At 70.1% G+C, this 18,663-nt stretch carries 10 protein-coding genes; 6 read left to right on the top strand and 4 right to left on the bottom strand.

Translation table 11 applies throughout. From position 1 onward, the window contains the following. The first annotated feature begins 138 nt into the window (after nt 1-138). Nucleotides 139-5,115, top strand: coding sequence for an nSTAND1 domain-containing NTPase (locus tag WMF45_RS45175; protein ID WP_437713000.1), 4,977 nt, complete (start codon nt 139-141; stop codon nt 5,113-5,115). 1,094 nt (nt 5,116-6,209) lie between these two features. On the opposite strand, the gene WMF45_RS45170 is transcribed toward WMF45_RS45175, so the two are convergent. Then, the gene (locus WMF45_RS45170; protein ID WP_437712999.1) at nt 6,210-6,839 is read right to left on the bottom strand and encodes a hypothetical protein; all 630 of its coding nucleotides are present in this window, start codon (nt 6,837-6,839) and stop codon (nt 6,210-6,212) included. Then, the gene (locus tag WMF45_RS45165) at nt 6,832-7,035 is read right to left on the bottom strand and encodes a hypothetical protein (protein WP_437712998.1); all 204 of its coding nucleotides are present in this window, start codon (nt 7,033-7,035) and stop codon (nt 6,832-6,834) included. Before WMF45_RS45165 ends, WMF45_RS45170 begins: the two co-directional genes overlap by 8 nt. Before the next feature lie 428 nt (nt 7,036-7,463). On the opposite strand from WMF45_RS45165, the gene WMF45_RS45160 reads away from it, so the two are divergent. Beyond that, nucleotides 7,464-8,570, top strand: a complete 1,107-nt coding sequence (locus WMF45_RS45160) for a hypothetical protein (protein ID WP_437712997.1) — start codon at nt 7,464-7,466, stop codon at nt 8,568-8,570. Here WMF45_RS45160 and WMF45_RS45155 read toward each other — a convergent pair. Both WMF45_RS45155 and WMF45_RS45150 read right to left on the bottom strand, forming a co-directional pair. After that, nucleotides 8,504-10,954, bottom strand: a complete 2,451-nt coding sequence (locus WMF45_RS45155; RefSeq protein WP_437712996.1) for a hypothetical protein — start codon at nt 10,952-10,954, stop codon at nt 8,504-8,506. The two genes, WMF45_RS45160 and WMF45_RS45155, sit on opposite strands and share 67 nt — an antisense overlap. Before the next feature lie 223 nt (nt 10,955-11,177). Further along, nucleotides 11,178-12,257, bottom strand: a complete 1,080-nt coding sequence (locus tag WMF45_RS45150; protein ID WP_437712995.1) for a response regulator transcription factor — start codon at nt 12,255-12,257, stop codon at nt 11,178-11,180. A 452-nt stretch (nt 12,258-12,709) separates the two neighbouring features. On the opposite strand from WMF45_RS45150, the gene WMF45_RS45145 reads away from it, so the two are divergent. From WMF45_RS45145 to WMF45_RS45130, 4 genes are all read left to right on the top strand, one after another. Beyond that, nucleotides 12,710-13,954, top strand: coding sequence for a hypothetical protein (locus WMF45_RS45145; RefSeq protein WP_437712994.1), 1,245 nt, complete (start codon nt 12,710-12,712; stop codon nt 13,952-13,954). Further along, complete coding sequence (locus tag WMF45_RS45140; RefSeq protein WP_437712993.1) at nt 13,951-14,478, top strand: hypothetical protein; 528 nt, start codon at nt 13,951-13,953, stop codon at nt 14,476-14,478. Before WMF45_RS45145 ends, WMF45_RS45140 begins: the two co-directional genes overlap by 4 nt. Nucleotides 14,479-14,495: 17 nt before the next feature. Continuing rightward, entirely contained in the window at nt 14,496-15,872 is a 1,377-nt protein-coding gene (locus WMF45_RS45135) for a hypothetical protein (protein ID WP_437712992.1), read from the top strand. A gap of 139 nt (nt 15,873-16,011) precedes the next feature. Next, a complete protein-coding gene (locus WMF45_RS45130) occupies nt 16,012-17,913 on the top strand; it encodes a hypothetical protein (RefSeq protein ID WP_437712991.1) in 1,902 nt (633 codons plus the stop codon). Nucleotides 17,914-18,663 lie beyond the last annotated feature (750 nt).

The raw sequence follows: 18,663 nt of genomic DNA, 5'->3' as shown, positions 1-18,663 counted from the left end.
CCAAGAGCGCCGTGCTCGTCCGGGGAGAGGAAGGAGCTCTCTCCGCAGCCCGTCAGGTCCGCTGCGAGAGCCGCGGGCGCGGAGCGCGGGGCTACATCGCGTCCAGCATGATGTAGGATCCGCAGGCAGCGAACCCCGATGCCGATGAAAAGCTACCCCCACTGGAAGAAACGAACGAGGCGGCTCAACACCGAGCATGCTGCTCTGCAGCGGGGGTACGTCAGCTCCGTCTATGGTCGCCTGAGGGCCCAGTGGCCCAACCTCAGCAAGGAGACGCGCAGCGAGCTGGCGTCCCTTAGCCCGGATCGCGATGAAAATCCGAACGAGCATCTGACGAAGGACGCGGATTTCAGGGGAGTCAGGAACTGGATTCAGGCACTTGTCGAGGCGACACACGATGTCATAAATGAGGGCCTGACCCCTGGCGAGAAGAGCCCTCCTGGTCTGTGGGACCTCATCGACATCAACGGCCCGCGTCCGCTCTACACCGCATTGTTCGCGCTGTCCTGCTGGATGGACGGCCTGAAGCCAGGGTCTCCCAGAAGCCAGCTCCGGAAAGCTCCTGCAACCGAGTCGGCTGGGCTCGGCGAGGTGGGAGCGAAAGAATTCCTGGTGAACGCCGAGGCGACGGGGCTGCGCAAGTACGTCGCAGCCTTCACGGAGCCGCCAGCTGACGAGCAGGTCGCCCCTCCACAGGCGTCGGCTGCCGCGGAGAGCAGAGCGCAAGCGTCCAGCACAGGATCGTCCTCAGCCCCGCACCACGCCGCGTCCGCTGACCCGGGGCCAGCCCCCGCCGAGGTAGCCGGGAGTAGCCCTGCCGTGCCGTCGGGGGATCCGCTCGAAGCGCACTTTCCTGACCTGAACCGCCGGGATCTGGAAGCGCTACGCCGGTTCGCCCGTGCGCTGCGTGGCGGTCGCGCCTTGCTCCTCCTGGGCCCCGAGCTCTCAGCCCGCTGCGGCCTCCCATCCGTCGCCGATCTCGTCCGCCATTTCAAGCAGGCGACGGGGGCGCCGAACGATGATCTCCGGACCCTTTGCAGCCTGTACCAGCAGGAGCACGACCCGAAGGGCCTCCGGGACGAGCTCCTCGAGCTCCTGGACGACTGGCATAAGCCCCTGGCCCCGGTCCACCAGCTCGTCGCGCAGCTCCCTGTCCGCCATGTCGTGACGACCGCCGTCGACCGACAGATCGAGGAGGCCTGTCGCCAGCTGCGTCGACCCTTCTGCGTGTTCTCTCTCCCGCAGGACCTGGCATGGAGCCGCCATGACCTGCTGTCCATCCTCAAGATCCGGGGCACGCTCGAGCACCCGCACACGCTCGTCTTCAGCCACGAGGACTACGCCCGCGCCTTCGCAGACGACCAGTTTCGGACCACGCTCCGGGCGCTCCTCCGCGACCACCAGGCGCTCGCCGTGGGCCTGCCCCTCGACGATCCGGATCTCGGCGAGCTCGCGCGATGGAGCCAGGGCGACGGCGACGGCAGGACGATCCTGGCGATCGTTCATGGTCACACCCGTGCCGGACGCCGTCGGCACCAGGGCGTCACGCCCATCCTCGTGGCGGACCACGGCGGGATCGCGGGCGCAGATCGTGTATCTCTGCTGCTCGGCTTGCTCTCGGGGCTCCCCGAGCAGCGGATCCCCACCGGCCTCCGGCGCGTGGACCGGCGCCGGAACCCGTTCCGGCGGCTCGAGGCGTACCGCGAAGAGGACGAGTCGATGCTCTCGGGGCGCGAGGAGCGCCGCGAGGCGGTGCTCCGGATGCTGGAGCAGTACCGCGCCCTGCTCCTCTTCGGGGAGTCCGGCGTCGGGAAGAGCAGCTTCCTTCAGGCCGCGCTCATGCCAGCCTTCAAGAGGTTGCACGGTCCGGCCAGCGTCACCCTGGAGAGCGCGACGGGGGAATTACCGAAGCGCTGGGACGCGCTGGTCTCGCGCGCCCGGCAGAGCGGCCCACACCTCATCATCATTGACCAGCTCGAGCGTTTCTTCGACGATCCACAGGCGGACGATCAGCTCCGGCGCGGCTTTCTGCTCGAGGCCCTCCCGGGCGCGCTGGAGGGGCACCCGGACCTGCGGATACTCCTCTCGATCCGGCGCGACCGGCTGGCGGATGTGCACCCCTACAAGGACGCCTGTCGTGGCCTCTATCACGACAGCGTGAACCTGCCCTCCCTCACCCCAGCTCAGGCCGTCCACGTGCTGCTGCATCACTTCGGCGTGCAGGGCTACACGCTCGCGCCCGCGCTGGCGCAGGCGATCGTCGACCGCACCTCGGACGAGGGGATACCATTCCTTCCAGCGCTCCAGCTCTATGGGCATGCGCTCTTCGAGCACGCCGAGGCCCTGCGCCTCGAGGGCAGGTTGCCTGCCGACAAGGCGCTGGACGAGCCGCTCTCGATCGGGCGCACCGACGTGCTGCAGCAGTTCGTCAACGAGGCGCTGCAGGTCTTCGCCGCCGGCGAGCAGCGCGCGAGCCTGCTCCAGGTCCTCCGGCGCCTCACCCTGCACTCCCGCAGGCAACAGCTCAAGCGCGACCGGCTCGCTGACGACTTCCCAGATCCGGCCGCGGCGCGCGCTGCGCTTGACATGCTGGTCGACAAGCGCCTCGTGCGCTTCGTGCCGGAGCGGGAGGCCTACGAGCTCGTGCACGACGCGCTCGTCGGGGCGCTGGAGGCGGGCCCGCTTGCGGCGGAGCAGCATTACACCCGAGCGGACTTGCTCGCGTTCTACACCTCGCCGGAGCGCCGGGCTGCCAGCAGAACGGCGCAGCGGCTCGGCGTGCTGCGCTACTCGCTGCGCCACGACTTGCCGGTCCACCCCTGGCTCGCGCTCCTCACGGAGGCGGGCCTCGACCCGCACAACTTCCTGCTCGATCTCAGCCGCGAGGCGGACGCGGCGCTCGCTTCGGCAGCGCTGGTCCAGCTCAAGAAGACCGGGGACCACGATCGCCTCCGCGCGGACGAGGCGCTGCGCCGCTACCTGATCACGGTCGTCTTCGACGCCCTGTACGAGGAGGAGGACGCAGCGAAAGGCAGACACGCGCTCGAGCTGCTACTCCAGCTCGGCCTCACACGCAGCGATGCCCAGCGGTTCCTGGACTTCATCGAGCCCACCCGAGACGACGAGGGCTGCCAGAGGGAAGGCTCTCTGTCCGACTACGATCGCGCGATGCTTCGCGAGGCGCTGCCGGCCGTCCTCGACGCCGCCTCCGACGAGGAGCTCCGCACGCTGGGCGTGACGCCCGGACTGGACGCCGAGGAAGAGCTCGGCGCCGACCTCTACGCGGAGCTACTGATCGGGCTCGGCCGGCGGGGCCTGCATGGAGAGCTCCTCGAGCGCTGCCGCAGATTGCTCGACGAGGAGGATCACCTCGCCTTCAGGCCCGAGCCTGTCTTCCTGGCCCTCGCGCGGCTGCCGGACGACCTGCGTCCGATCGATGCATTCGACGACGTGCGCCGCAAGCTCATGGCCGGGCATCATGCCCTCGCGCTCGGCGAGCTCGCCCCCGCGCTGATCACCATCGTGGGTCAGCTCGGGCGTCGGCATCCCGCGGAGGCAATGCACTGCTGGCTGGAGATCTTCCCACGCTGTGCATACGACGAGGCGATGTGGCCCCGCTGGAGGCAGCTCGCCAGCGCGCTGATCACCGACGCCGAGGTGCGCGACATGCTCGGCTTCCGGCTCTCTGCGTCTTACTCGACCGCAGAGCAGGCGAGCCTCTCCGAGGTGCTGCTCTGGGCCCGCCCTGGGCCTCTGCTCGCAGCAGCAGAGCGGGAGGTGGTCGAGCCGCAGGTGGCCCAGCTCGTCGCCGGCCTCGGCGCCTCGCTCGCGGAGCGGCTGCGGGCCAGCGAGGAGCTGCCCAGCCTCGACGCCCTGCGCGGACAGATCGCGGAGATGCCCCCCCTCTCGCTGTGGCGCAGCGGCGTCGCGCTCGCAGAGGACGCGTCCATCTCGGCGTGGCGACGCTGGAGGGCCCTGTGCCTGCTCTCCCAGGGCGTTCTCGACAAGGCTGCGCGCCTCGCATCGCAGCATGGCTTCACCATGCCAGAGGGCCTGGATCCGCAGACGATCGACGACCACTGCGCGCTGGACCGCGCGCTCGCCGAATGGAGTGACACCGATGTCGCGCAGCGCTGGCGGCCGCACCAGAAGCGGCTGATCGCGCTGCTCAACAAGACGCCTGCGCTGCTCGAGAGAGCGCCGCAGACCCTCGCCGTCGAGCGCGTCCAGCATTGGCTGAACGTGGTCCTGGTGACGGCCTCTGGGCTCACCTCACCTCACGCGATATGGCCGCCGATCGGATGCCCCGTCGAGCAGCTCCCCGCGCTGCCCCGCCTGATGCGGGCGCTCGGGCAGACCGAGGACTGGGGTGTCCCGGCGCTCGGCGCCCACTTCGCCGAGCTCCGCGCCGCCTATGCGGCGTGGGCGGAGATCCGCGCCGAGGATCCCAAGGACCTTCTCATGGTCGCCCAGTGGTTGATTCATCGCGCCGCGGCGGTGGCCGCCGGCGATGGGGCCCCGGCGTACGCAGGCTGGTTCCGGGAGCTCAGGGACAGCTTCGACGCCTACCTCGACCCGGACACGCTCCGCATCGCTCCCCACGACCGCTCGAGGCTGCGCTGGGCGCTCCGGTGCCGGGCGACCGAGCACCTCGCATGGGCGCTGCGCTTCGACCCGCGGGAGTTCGCCCAGGTGGACGCGGAGGAGATGATCTGGCTGATGGAGGCCGCGCGGGAGCAAGGTGCACCTTCCACCATGCCCCCGCCGCTGCGCGTCTGGCTGACCGGTACCTTGGGCGAGGCGTGCGCGCAGGATGACGGGCTCACGACCAGCGCCGAGGTGGGAGAGGGCTTCGAGCAGCTATGCCGCGCCGGCTGGGCCTGCGCCGTGAGCGCGGCCTTCACGCCGGATCAGGTGAGCGCGTTGCTCGACAATCCCGAGGAGAGCTTCAAGCGCGCCGCGCTGCTGCTCTGGGCCGAGTCGGACGACGACGCGACCCTGGAGCGGGTCGCCCGCCTGGCCCTGGAGGGCCCGGCCTCGCTGCGGCGGCACGCGACCCTTGCCTTGGACCGCTGGTTCCTCCGGCTGTCCGGCTCCCGGAAGAACCCGAGATAGAGGCGACCAATGATCGGGGTGAGCTCCACCATGTGGCGCTGGACCTTCGGGTCTTTGATCCTCCGGAGCCGCGCCTTCAGCTCCACGATGTGCTCCTCGTCCACGCCGTGGCCCTGGAGGAAGCTCAGCCCCTCCCCCCTGCGGACCGCGCGGATCCGGCTCCGCGCGCGCAAGTTGCTCGCGCTGCGCTGCGCGTAAGCGTCCCCGAAGCTCTCCAGCACGAGCGCCGCGACCAGGACCCCGTACGGCCAGGCCGCGATCAGCGCGCGGTACGCCCGGTGCTCCCAGTAGGGCTGCGACCGCAGGAGCGCCGAGGCGTCGGCGCCGAGCGCCTCCATGTCCTCGAGCAGCCACCGCTCGTGTCCGTCCTCCTCTCCCGACTTCGCGGCGCATGTCTCCCCGGACTCCTGGTCGCACGCCTGGAGCGCCTTGGCCGCCCTGGTGAGCAGCGGCTTCGTGTACCGGACATAGTGGTAGCTGCCCTTCAAGAACTCTTCGTAAACGGACTTCGTCGCGGTCCCCTTGGTGACCGGACCGAGGACCGGGTGCTCCTCGATGCTCGCCATCAACTCTTGGACATACAGCCCCATCTGGACGATAAAGTCGCCTTTCATGTCGCGCTCCTTGCGCCCCCGCGGCGACGCGCACCGGCGCGCAGTCCGAGGCTGTCGGCCTGGTCCAACCTTCCCGGGCACTGCGCGCCTCGCGCGGCGCCGCAGCGGGCACGCCGGGCTCTGGGGCAATCCCCGCGCCATGGAATTAAATTAATAATTTCGCATGGTTACGTCTAGTGTCCGCCGCGTGTGGCCAGGAACTTCCAGGAACTTCCCCGAGGATCGCCGGCGGAGGACCCCATCGCCGACATTCGTAAGAAGGTACCGCTGGTCCGCCACGGGCACGGCGTCCGGCCCCCGCTCGCGGGCGCCGTGCGCCGCCTGCGAGCGGGCGTCGTGCATGCACCGCCTCGGGCGGTGGCGCGCCGGCGGCGAGGCCGAGCTCTGGCGGCAGCCGTCGAGCGGCCTCGTCGTCCAGCGCGACACCCAGTGCGGGCGGGTCGGGTCGATGCCTTTACTCAGGGCGCGGCGCCGGCCGTGTCAGGCGGCGTGCGCGCCGCGACGGCTAGCCGCTCGGAGCAGCCGCTCCGCGTTCCTCCGGACTTGCTGCACGGGAGCGAGGAGCGGGATCGCGTACATGTGGAAGTGGCGGTCGAGCACCACCGGCTTGAAGTATCGGGCGCCAAGCCGGGCGTCCATCGCGATCACCGGAGGGAGCCGGAGCTTCTCCACGCCGTCCCCCTCGAGGATCCGCCGCGTCTCCTCGTCGCTGTAGAACCGGAACCGCGGCGTGGATGGCGGCACCTCCGCCACCCTCGGGGTCGCGACGATATCGCCGCGCATCAACCCCTGCTCCTCGATCACCCGCGCCGTGAGCTCCGCCTGCTCGACGCAGTCGGTGCCGGTGTTGGCCGCAGAGATCCAGTATTCGCATCCACGGAGCAAGCTCTCGTCGCACATCGCGACGCAGAGCGCGGCGATGGCGCCCTTGTTCCTCCAGTCGAGATCAACACACAGCCGGCCAACCTCCCCGAGCTCGCTGACCGGCGCGATGTGCGAGAGGTCGATCTCGAGCACCTCCTCCAGCGGCAAGCCATACCTTGAGCCCCGTGCCCTCGCCAGCTCCGCACTGGCGTGCACGACCCTACCTGCGCCGATGATCCTATGCATCTTCGCCCTCGTCCTCGATCAGGATGTTGAAGTGCGCCGTCGCCGGGCATGCATCGAAACGATCGAACTCCATCGAGCTCGGCGGATCGACCGCCTGCGAATACCCCGCTTGCTTCATGAAGATGACCCACCGCTTCCTCAGGTGGGCGCGCAGCTCTCCCGGCGATTCCGCACGTTTGACCTTGAACCTCGTCATGATGGGCCTCCATCAGCTCGCGCGCGGGCGCAGCGATCCGCGGCGCAGCAAGCGCCGCGGGCTCGATCGCGCCGATGTGCCCGCGCTCATGAGGCCGCGCGCGAAGATCCTCGATCCGAGCCTCCGCGCGCGGCCGGCGCCTGGCCCGGGCAAATCGCAAGCTGCATACCAGCGGCGCGGCGCCGGCAGGGCTGCCGGATTTCCCCGGCTCGCGCTGCCGCTCGGCCCCGATAGGGCAGGAACAACCCAGAAGTTCTCGGAGCTTTCACCGCGTAGGCCTGCCATGCTCGGGCCGCGCGCGGGCGCCTGGGCTGGCGCGCCGCGGCTCCAGGGACGGACTCCGGAGCGCTGTGGCAGAAGAAGGGAGGTGGTGGGACCCGGCGCGCGCGTGATAGGCTCTCATCCGCACCGGGAGGTTCAGGTCGTCGATGAGCCACACGCCGCTTGGTTCGAAGCAGCAGACGCGGCTAGAGCGCGCGATCCAGGCCCTGGACCGCTTGCCTGCGCAAGGGACGACGGTGGGGCTCCTCGACGCGATCGCGGGGTGCGTGCCCGTCCAGGCTGGGTTGCTCCTCTCGTTCTGCCAGGGCTCCGGCGAGGGGATGTGCGCCCATGCCCTGCGGGTACCGGAACCGATCTTCGAGGCATGGATGGGCACGGAGCCGGCGCTGCTCAACCATGTGCTCGCGCCCGTCATCGACGCCCCGGAGGGAGGGCTGCTCCTCGACCGGGAGACGGTCGGGGAGCGGCTGCGCCCGAGCCTGCGGGTGATGCGGGAGCTCCACCGCCACGGGCTCGGGGAAGGCGCCGGCGTCAAGCTGCTGGAACGGCGGCGGCCGGGCGGCGAGCGGGAGCAGGTGGTGCTGGCGCTGCTCAAGGCGCGGCATGATCGGTTCGCCGACGAGGACCAACGCATGCTCGCGCTGATGGGGCCGGTGCTGCGCGAAGCAGCGCGGCGGATCGACGTGCCGCTCATCCCCTCGGAGCCCATCCTGACGCAGATCGTTGAGCAGGGGGAGCTTGGCTACGTCTGCCTCTCCGCCCGTGGAGCGCTGAGGGAAGCGAACCGCCGGGCCCACGAGGTGGTGGCCACGTTCGGTCCCGGCCTCGGGCTGAGCAGGCGGCGCGCGGCGCTGCGGGACTTCGCCGACATGGCGCTGGCGAAAACCGAGGGCGCCCGCACGTGGAGCATCACGTCGACGGCCGAGCGCAAGCACCTCGATGTCTCGCGGGTGCGGCTGCGCGCTGAGAGCCACGCCGCCGACGAGGACATCGCGCTGCTGCTGCTGAGGGAGACGCCCATGTTGCTGCCCTCGGAGCACCCCGCGGCCGCCGCCGCGCTGGAGAAGCTGACGCCGACGGAGCAGGCCGTGGCCAAGCAGCTCGTGGACACGAGCCTGCTTTACGAGGGCGCCGCAGGCGCGCTGAAGATGAACATCGGGACGTTCCGTACCCACGTGAACAACGTCTACAGGAAGCTGAAGGTCGGTTCGCGCCACGAGCTGATTGCGAGGTTCTCGGCCAGGCGTGCCTGAGCCGAGCCTGGATCACGCAGCCCGCCGGAGCAGGGGTCTGTCGAGCGGGAGCATTGCTCCGCCTCCGCGCCGATCCACAGCATCTCCTCCCGCGACAACGTGGCGTAATGACCACGCTCGTACACCAGCCGGCCCACCAGCGCTCCGCGCCGCACCATGCGCGCGAGCCCGGGCCAGACCGCATCGAGGGCGGCTATCGCCCGGGCGAGCTCGCGGTCGAGCAAGGCGAGCGCTTCGCGGCACGCCGCGAGGCAGCTCGCGTACGCCGGCTCGTCCGGTGAGGCCGGCGGCCTCGCTCCGAGCATGACCGACAGGGCGCTCCGCTTCGGATCCCGGTCGCGCCCGGTCGGACCATGAGAGCTGGCGAGATCGTTGGCGAGCCGGACCCGCAGGTCGAGCAGCGAGGCCACGGCGTCCAGCGCGTCGAGGCCTGCCTCCGGTACGTCACCGCGCTGGACGGCGAGCGCCGCGGTCCGGAAGAGCAGGCCAGCCCCCACGGAAGGGGCGACATCGATAACGTAGAGCCAGAGCCGCAGCTCGCGCGCGGCCTCGACGTGGCGTGCTCCGGCGGCCCGTGCCAGCGCGGCGCGGAGGTGCATGGCAACCGAGCCCGGGCCCCTCGCTGCGTACAGGCGCTCGACCTGCTGCGCGGCGTTGCGCGCCGCCTCGCCGCCGGCCATGAGGTGGTCGACGAGCGGGTTGTCCGTCACGACGTCGAGGTACTCCTTGACGCTGGCTTCGTAGAGATCCGAGAGCCCGCGCCGCCAGCCATCGAGGAGCGCCGGGTGGCTCCGGTCGCGGTGCCGGTCGAGGATCTCCTCCCACTGCGCAGCGATGGACGTGACCAGCGCTCGCACTGGCGGCGGCGGGGCGCCCAACGTCGCCTCACATCGCAACGAGCGCTGAAGGAAGGCTGCGCTGGAGCTGATCCGAGCGAGTCGCTCCGGCGCTGCCTCGTCGGGGAGCTCGAGGTCGAAGACGCCTTCGTCGCCGGCCGCGACCGTGAGCATATAGCGTGCGAGCAGGTGCGCTCCCGGCTCCCACGCGGCGGAGCTCGCCGCGTCATCGCCGAGACCGGCGCCAAAACACGTGAAGAAGGCCGTGAGGGCGTAGTTCCGGGCAGCCTGCTGGAAGCACGGGTCCGAGAGGAGCAGGCCGGCCGAAGCTGCTCGATCGAGTGCTGCCTGCGCGAAGCGATCGGCGAGCGTGCTCGGAGCGAGGTCCTGCGCGGGCGGCGATCCCGGCGCAGAGGCGCCGGACTGGAGCTGGCGCGCGCGGCTCGCCCCGCGGAGCGCAGGGTGCGCGGCGGCGAACCGGATGGCCTCGCGGATGCCCTCGATCCAGCCGTCGACGTCGGGCGCGCACGCGTGCACGTTGGCGTAGCCTGGCCGCGGAGCAGCCGGGAGCAGGAAGGCCGGCCCGGTTTGGCCCGACGCGAGGAGCGCGGTGTAGCCGGCGTCGGCGGCGTCCACCGGGCTTTGATCCGCGGCGAGGAGGTGAACAACGTGCGAAGAGCCGCTCCGCGCAGGGCGCTGCCCGCGGCCGTCGGCGCTGCATACCCGTACGACGCGGGAGACGTTCGGAAGGCGCTCGCGGAGAGCGCGCGCGACCTCGCTGCGGTGAGCATGCGTGGGGATCGTCACCGCGATGGGCTGCTCGATGCCGGCGTTTTCCAGCGCTGTGACGAAATCGAGCGCGAGCGGGAGGGGGTGGCCGGAGCGAAGCGTCGGGTATGCGTGGCGGCGCGCCACCTCGAGCGCTGCGTCAATGTCGGCGGGCACGATATCGGGCCACAATCGCTGCACGCCGACGTTCACCATGCCGGGCGTCACCCGCAGCCCGCTCAGCCTGAGGACGCCCGCCTCCTCCATGCCGGTGCGCAGGACGAGGTGGACGTCGACATCGAGCGCGACGCTGTCGGGGTAGTCCACGCCGAAGAGGAGCTGGAGGCCGGGCTGAGTGCGCTCCGCGGTGAGTGCGATGGTCGACGCTATCGCGTCTGCCAGCTCCGAGGCGGCCCCGCCCCGGATGCGCAGGCCTCCAAGGCGCCCGCAGAGGCCCAGACGGACGCCCGCGAGCGCGCGCCCTCCCTCGACTGCGGCTCCGAGATCGAGAAAGGCCTCGTGCAGCTCGCGGAAGAACTCGTCGGGGCGCTGGGCGAGGTTATCGGGTGACAAGATACAGGCGATCAGCCGCGAGACGTCCGGCATGCGGGCGACGTGCTCCGCCGCGGCGACGAGGGCCGCTGCCCCGGCGGCATAGCCGCCGCGCCACCTGCGCGCCCGCTCGTTGCCGTCTGTCAGGATCAGCAGGGAGAGTCCCTGGCTCTGCGCGCCGCGGAGCGAGGGGAGGATGAAGAATCGATGTCCTAGGGTCGATGGCATACGCGACCTCCTTGCGCTGCTTGCGGATCGACCCTAGTCGCGGCGATGCGCACCACATCATACCACCAAGGTGGTATGGTCGCGGCCCTGAGGCGAGCGCGGGAGCGCAGAAGGTTTCGATTCCCCCTCTGACCGCCACGCGACGCCCCTGCCGGCCTCGGACTCCACGGGAGGATCTGTTGCTCCGCCGTCGCAAGGTGCGGGCGCGCTGGCGGGGAGGCGCTCAGCGCGCGCGCATCGCGAGGGCGCAGAGCGCTGTCCTGCTGCTGATCCCGAGCTTATCGAAGATGTGCTGAAGATGCTTCTTTACCGTGCCGCTCTCGCAGCGCAGATCCTGGGCGATGAGCTGGTTGTCCCACCCGCGCAGAACGCGGGCTGCCACCGCCCGCTCCGCCGGTGTCAGCCGCGTATCCCAACTATTCTCGGGCCGCTGCACCTCTCTCAGGAGGATCGCCCACACCGTCCGGTAGGGCGCGTCGGGCAACGGAAGGATCGTCACCTCCAGCCGCGCGCCGCCGGCCCCCTGCCTCGTCCATGGGGGCAGAGGGCCGACGCGCCCTTCGTCCCGGCGCGCTGTCTCCTCCAGGAGCGAGCGCAAGGGGCGTGGCAGCTCGCCCCGCTCGAGCTCCGCGGGTGCAAACCAGCGCCCGAGGATCGCAGCGGCACCCGCGGTGCGATCGATCACTTCCAAGCAGGAGGCCATCACCACCGCCTCGAACCCCTGGTGCGCGAGGATCGACTCGAGCAGGGTTCCCCTGCGTGATACCTCGGCGAGCAGCTTGCATTTGCGCACGGCCCTCGCAAAAAGGGGCGCGAACTGCTGGAGGGCGTCGCGCTCCCGGTCGGAGAACGGGCGGCGGCGGCCCCGGTACAGGTTGATCCCCGCGTGCCAGCCCGCGTCGCCGGCCAGCATGACCGACATCACCTGCTCGAGCGGCATGCCGACATCGATCGAGCGGCGGTACATCATGTTCACTTCGAGCTCAGCGCGCGTGATCATCTCGGAGTCGCGGAGGACCACGTTCGGGCTGCCCGCGACGGCCCGGCGGACGAAGTCGTGCGGCGCCATGTTCGGGTAGGCGCTGAACCAGTCCACCGCGAAGCCCAGCGTGGCCCAGTCATACCCGCCGGCCAGCGCAGGGTTCGAGATGCAGAGCGCGCCCTGATCCACCGGCACGATCTGCGCGAGGAGCGGGAATGCGACCTCGAAAACCCCGTGGACATCCGGCGTCTGGTGCAATGCCTCGAGGACGGCGGAGAGGAGCTGCTGCTGTCGCGACCCGCGCGATGCGGCGTGTGCCATCAGTCATCTCCCGGCGAGACAGATGGAAGTCGAACGCTGCCAGCCTACCACGGGGAGAGACCCCCTTCGTCGTCGATCGCATGTTGGAACAGCAAGCGTCGAAGATCGTTGCGGATTCTGCGGGAGCCTCGATCCGTGGAGACGGGCAGATTCTCTACACCGCCCAGGGGCAGGCCCCTACGTAGCCCTGCGTATACCCGACCGCGCGAGCGCTTCGTATGCTCATCCGCGGTGCCGATGCTCCCTCGTTCGGGGGCTCGGCGATCGCAGCGATGGAGAACAACAGTCAGCATCTGAGCCCGCACACCGCGGGCCACCCCCACGGAGGCGACCCGACGTCGTCCTCGACTTCCTCGCGAGGCCCGGCGGCGGACTCCGCCGCGAGCCCTACGGTCGCCGGTCCCGTCCCGAGCCCGGCCCCCGCCATCCCTGCAGCCGTAACCGCTGCGGCCGTGCCATCACCTGCTGGGGTGCCAGCGCCGGCGCCGGCGCTGGCACCCGCCCCGGCGCCCTCGCGGTCCAGCGCCGGCCGGTGGTGGATGGAGCGGCTCGGCGTGCTGCTCGTCATTGCTGCAAGCCTCGCGGGGCTCCTCTACGTGTGGCTCCTCTCGCCGTGGGCCTGGGAGCTCCGCCCGGCGCCCGGCGAGCAGGCGTTCCATCTCAGGATCTGGCCGAACGTTAAAGAGCTGACGGTCGAGTTCACGGCGGACTTCGATGGCGACCGGCTCCTGCTCGCGGACAGCGCACGTAGCGCCAGGGAGCATTGGCTGCGCGGGGGAGGCTCCGTCGCCCTGTGCAGCGACGATGCGCTCAAGAACAAGCACCTGAAGCTCGGCGCTTCGCAGGGGATCGAGGTCTCCTCGTGCAGGATCGAGAGCGCGGCGGAGACGGGCGGGACGCGGACCGTCACGATCGGATTCACGCCTGCATCGACCCCGGTCGATCTGTGGCTCTTGCCCAGCCGGAGCATCGGCGGCGTGACCACGCCCTACGCCGGCGCGATCCACGTGAGCTCGATCAAGGTCATGCGGAACGGCAGCCAACCGGTGCCCGCCGCCGAGTGCGCCTCGCCGAGCGAGCAATTCGCCGAGCCGTGTGCGATCGCGGCGCAGATCCTCGGCGGTGCCGAGGTGATCCAGCCCGAGGACCCACAGCGGATCATCGCCGACACGACGCGATGGATCGTCCTCCGGGGCGTACCCGTGCTCGTCGCGTTCATGATCTGCGTCGACGTCGTGCTCGCGTGCCTCCTCGTTGGTCTCGTGATTGGTCTCTTCGGCGCGGGCACGCAGGCTGTCCGGCGCTTCTACAAGGTCCAGGAGGACGAGCGGACGGGAGTCTCCGCCGTGATCCCGCACCTCGATCGCGTGGACCGACGCGCTATCGGCGTGCGCCGGATGCTCGAGTGGTTCGAGGTGGTGGGCCCGGCGCTCGGCTTCTTGCTCAGCGCGTGTGCGCTGCTCGTCGTTTTCGACCCGTCCGTCTTCGGCGCCGGCGACCGGGGGCGCTTCTCGAACGGCATCGGCCTCGCCATGAGCGCCACTCTCGCGGGGCTGCTCATGCGCATCCTCGCGTTCAGCGCCGATCGCGTCCTGGAGCACACCTACAGGATCATGGGCGTCGGCGGCGGGTATCTCGGCCACCCGGGCAACCTGAAGGGGCAGCCGGCGCCGGGGGTGACGGGAGGAAAAGCGTGAGCCGCCGCGTCTCGTCCCGCGAGGATCTCTTCCTCAGCGCGCTCGACATGTACACTCTTCTTTCCTTCGTCTTCATTGGCTTCGCATTCGTCTCGACGTCGGGTATGGAGAGCGCGGGCCTCATGGATCTGCCCGTCGCCGTGGGGGGTACCGACGCGCGTAGCTCGGTGGCCGGCAAGCTCGTCGTGAGCTGGAGCAGGTCTCCGGCCCAGGCCGGCACGCCGGCGGGGCCGGGGGGCTGCAAGGTGAAGCTCGAGCAGGTGCCGAAGGAGATCGAGGGTGCCTACAGGGCGGGCCAGGAGCTCGACATCCCGTGCCATCCGGGCGGGTTCGGTCTGCCGCCGGGGGACCGGACGTCGCTTGACGACCTGGGCAGCAAGCTCTGGGAGAGAGCAGCGGCCGGAAGGAAGCCCGAGGTGATCGTGAGCTGTCGCAGGACCGACTTCTATGCCTGTGCGTCTCTGCAATGGATCCTGCACGAGGCGAGGCTCCGCCCTCTCATTGTCGCGCGTAGCCCGTCGTAGGGGCCGGAGGCAGCGCCATGTACGATTTCGACGACGCGCAGCGCTGGTCCGTGGAGGCGATCGGCGGGTTCGCCGACAATCCAGCGGAGGAAGGGTGGACCGAGGCGTTCGTCACGTTCTGGTTTCCCGTCGCGGTCGAGACGCTGGGGCTCGTCTTTCTCCTCAAGAACTCCTGCTGGGGGCACGTGACGGAGCAGAGCGCCCACCCGGTGGATAGCTGGAGCGCCCGCACCCTCTGCGAGCGCGTGGCGGAGGCGCTCGTGGCCCGGGCGGAGCGAGGCGGCTTCGCCTCGCTTCCGCCCCGGAACGAGCTCGTCGAGCTCCACGTTCTCGCGACCGAGGCGCTGCTGGGCGGGCTCCTGCAGGATCCCTTGGCGATGGACGAGCCGTTCTGCCGCGACTGCCTCACCCACTGGCTCAAGCGACGCGGCGCAGCGTGGTCTGGAGCAGAGCGGCGGCCGTTCACGTGGTTTCACGAATCCCGCGACTGCCGCCGGCACAGCGACCGGCTGACAAGCGCGCTCGCGCGGGTGAAGCAGCCTGATGTTGGGGACCACACGGCCCCGGTCGCCGAGGATCTCCAGCAGATCAAGTGGGCGCCAGCGAAGGAAATCTACAGCGTGCAGGCGATCCCGATGCCGGCGGTGAAGCTGCGCGCCGGGACGCTCGTGCTGCTGAGCACCCTCGGTCTAGGCGCGAGCGTCGCAGGGACGTACGCAGCCGCGGGTACACACGACGCTCCGGCGCTCGAAGCTCCGGTGTTCTCGATCGGGCCCTGGGACGAGGAGGCGGTCATCGATCCCGGTGAGGTCGTGAACCTTGGTCCCTTGTTGCGTGAAGACCGCGAATCGCCTGCACCGCAATCTGCCACGGCCACAGCCCCGCCGCCCAGGGGGGCCATCGCCACACCTCCGCCGGTGCCCCCGCCCGCGGGCCTCGCTCCGACGACGCCCGGTACCCCGGGGATGCCCCGCGGTCAGGGGAATTCGGGAGATGGCCCCGGGCGGTCGCCGCAGCCGGAACCCGGTGGACCACCGCGCGTCGACGGCGAGCCTGGGCGGAAGTCGCCGGCGCGCGGCGGTGTAGGCGCCGGGCCGCCGCGGATCGAGCTGAGCCGCATCGGCACCGGCGCCGCTTCCGGCGGCGGGGGCGGAGCTGGAGGAGATCCGAGCGCGCCTGGGAAACGGGTGCTCTCGCTGCTGGCTACCGATCTGAGCGAAGCCATCCAAGCCGCCCGGTCGAAAGGGCTGACGTGTGGTAGTCCCTTCTCGGTCTCGGGCGGACTGAAGCGCGGCGCAAGGGACCCGGACGAGCAGGACATCCCCGAGATGCACGCCGCTCTCCTGGAATGCAACAGGACCCTCAACGAGGGCGGCTCGCCCCGGGGCCGTTAGGCGTCTGCTCATGAACGCTATGCGATGTCATAGTCGAGCCGTGATCATCTTCGCCTTGGCGGCTGGCTGCTCGTCGGCCCCTCGTCCCGCCGCGGCGCCGAGGGGCGGGACAGAGCACGCGCGGCATGCCTGCGCGAGCATGGTCAAGGACAGTGCCGCGATCTTCGATAAAGATGCGAGTCAATCAAGGCGGCCCCCGGAGGATCGCTTCCCGAAGATCATGGATCTCGCCTTACGGGCAGACGCCTGTTATCGCGAGGGCCAGATCCCTCGCGCGGCCTTGCTGGATGTTCTCCGCCAGGCCCGAGGGGCCTTCGTGACCTGGTACACCGCGACGCCGCGGGAGGGATCGGCGCTGCTCCTCGGGGACGACTCGCTGACCGACCTGCCCGAGCGGCGCAAGAGGCTACCGAACGGCCGGCAGCCCTGGGGCAGCCATTATCTGTGGACGGAGGAGCGGCTCGTGGCGCTGGCGCCCTCCGAGCGAGGACGCGCGCGGGGGCTCGGCGAGTTGATGATGCAGGTCGATGCGCTCGCCGATCGCTTGATGCTCCGGCTGGCCGCGCGGGAGGGAGAAGCGCCGGGCGCAGTCGGCGAGCGTGATGTGGACACCCTCTGCGGCGACTTCGGCGCCGCACTCGCCCAGGAGGCGGAGGCATGGGCGGCGCTCGTGCCGCGGTTCGATCGCCTGAAGGACGTAAAGCTCGCCGCGGCAGAGGGTGACGAGAGCCAGGACGTGCAGGTGAAGGATCGCTTAAAGCAGACCTCGAGGGTGATCCTTGCCATCAGCGCGCGCTGGGGGCACCGGTCCAATGATCAGCTCCGCGAGCGCGTTGGGGTACCCTGGCATGATTATCTGACCCGCCTTCGACGAGCCGAGGCGGGCGCGGTGGAGGATGAGCAGGTCCTTGCGACCTGGGCCGTCCCGCTGGACGTCCCTTCGCTGGCCGAGCGCGGCGCGCTGAGGCGCATCGACGAGCAGCTCCGCGAGCTAATCTATGACCGGCTGAACGTGCGCGCGCTCTATGCGATGCGTGAGGCGGAGACGCGCTGGCTGGAGATCCTGCCCGACCGCGGTTATCTCGGTCCGAGCGAGGGCGAGGCCGTGCCGGGCGAGGAGGCTCTCTTCGCCGCGCAGAGGGCGCTCGCGCGCGCCGTGGAGCTGACGGACGACGACGAGGTGCGGCTGAGCAGCGTGGCGGCCCTCGTTAATGCATCAGGCATCGTGTTCGCGCAGCCGATCAACCAGCGGCGTGACGACGATGCACGGCGGTCAGATCCAGCAATCAGCACGGGCGGTCACCTCGGCGCGCTGGCGCTCTGCTTCATGAACAACGCGCTGCTCACCGCCCCCGCGGAGGCGAGCTGTGTGCCCCTAGCTTCGCAGGGCGGGCGCGCGTCTGCCGCGGACACGTCACGCTGCGCGCCCACGCCGGTTACGGGATCCTTCGTGAATGCTGTGCCCCCTGGGGTAGCTGAAGCGTACCGCCGCGTGCTCGGGAGCCTGCTCGTAGCCGGTGATCCGGGCCTCGTGAACGACCGCACCCGCTGCGAGCTGCAAAAGGTACTGCACGCGCCTGCGCTCGCCAGCCTCCGCGCCGACCCGACGCTGTTCGATGCAGCGCTGGCGCTCCTGCGTGCCCAGGACATCGAGATGGATAAGCGGCAGCTCGGCGGCGTGGTTGCGGCGGCGATCCGCGCCTCGCTCGATGCGACGAAGATGTACTGTCTGCAAGCGGGCCTCGGGGCGGGCTGCTCACCGAGGACGTTCGATGCTCGGCTGGCTCAGGAGAAGGATGAGGCGGTGCGATCCTACTTCGAGCGCTGGAAGGCGTCGTACTGTGAGGCGGCCCGAAGCGGGGTGAAAGCGTTCGTTACCCGTGTGGAGCGTCGCGCCGTAATTGACGACACGGTATCCCCGCTCCGCGAGGCCGACCTGCGCGCGTACCGCGCAGAGCTACAGGAGATTGAGCGGGGCTGCGACGCCGGTCAGGCTCCGTCGCCGGGGGCCGGTCGCTCCCCGGCGACGGCGCAGCGCTGAGATCGCCCCTCCGGTCGCCCGGGCAGGTTTCTCCCGGAGCGCAGCGGGCCTCGGCCCGCAGCCACCTGCTCTCCTGCCTCGGTTCGACCCCGCCCTGGCGATCAGCAATAACCTGGCAGCCGGGCCCTCGCTGCCGCTGAAGCTCGGCTCACGGCCAGAGCTGTGGCAGGGGCGTTTCCCTGGGATAGCTCCGCGTCAGCAAGCGTCGGGCCACCAGGTGGGCATGGTCATCTAGGAGCTCGAAGGTCCAGCGGACGCGCAACGGCCCGCCGGCGTCGAGCACGAAGGAGGCGGTGAGATCATGGTACAAAACGCTCGCGAGGAAGCATGTCCGGCTGCCATGGGCGTGATCGTCCTTCCGTCGGGACGAAGAGGTGCGAGCCACGGACGATCGGGAATCCATCCCGGTGCGAGAGCGTGACGTGCCATCGAGTCGGGACGTTCGTCCGCCCGTTCACACGAAGTCGCAGCGCATGGACTGCCCGGAGAAGATGCGCAGTTGGTGATCACCGCGGTGTCCAACGACGGCTCGACCTGGCTGCGGACGAGGGGGGAAGTCGCCGAGATGGCCCAGGAACTGCGGCCGCTGGATGTGGACCGGCACGCTGCCCGACACCGGGGGCGTCCAATTTTCCTCGCCTGCTACTCCTGCGCGAGGGTGCAGTCGTCCGCTAAGGCCTGGAGATTGGGATGAGCCTCGGGGAGCCGACAGGGAGATCCGGCCGCCCGCCGACACGTCCCCTGATCCAG

The organism is Sorangium sp. So ce448 (assembly GCF_051520915.1).
GTDB lineage: Bacteria > Myxococcota_A > Polyangia > Polyangiales > Polyangiaceae > Sorangium > Sorangium cellulosum_B.
Note: the sequence above shows the minus strand (reverse complement) of the source record. Positions and strands in the feature narration are given on the sequence as shown.

Bases quoted from the DNA above. Each gene is read 5' to 3' on its own strand.
- WMF45_RS45175 (WP_437713000.1), top strand. From the start codon at position 139: ATGCCGATGAAAAGCTACCCCCACTGGAAGAAACGAACGAGGCGGCTC.
- WMF45_RS45165 (WP_437712998.1), bottom strand. From the start codon at position 7,035: ATGACGAGGTTCAAGGTCAAACGTGCGGAATCGCCGGGAGAGCTGCGC.
- WMF45_RS45135 (WP_437712992.1), top strand. From the start codon at position 14,496: ATGTACGATTTCGACGACGCGCAGCGCTGGTCCGTGGAGGCGATCGGC.
- WMF45_RS45170 (WP_437712999.1), bottom strand. From the start codon at position 6,839: ATGCATAGGATCATCGGCGCAGGTAGGGTCGTGCACGCCAGTGCGGAG.
- WMF45_RS45155 (WP_437712996.1), bottom strand. From the start codon at position 10,954: ATGCCATCGACCCTAGGACATCGATTCTTCATCCTCCCCTCGCTCCGC.
- WMF45_RS45150 (WP_437712995.1), bottom strand. From the start codon at position 12,257: ATGGCACACGCCGCATCGCGCGGGTCGCGACAGCAGCAGCTCCTCTCC.
- WMF45_RS45160 (WP_437712997.1), top strand. From the start codon at position 7,464: ATGAGCCACACGCCGCTTGGTTCGAAGCAGCAGACGCGGCTAGAGCGC.
- WMF45_RS45130 (WP_437712991.1), top strand. From the start codon at position 16,012: ATGGTCAAGGACAGTGCCGCGATCTTCGATAAAGATGCGAGTCAATCA.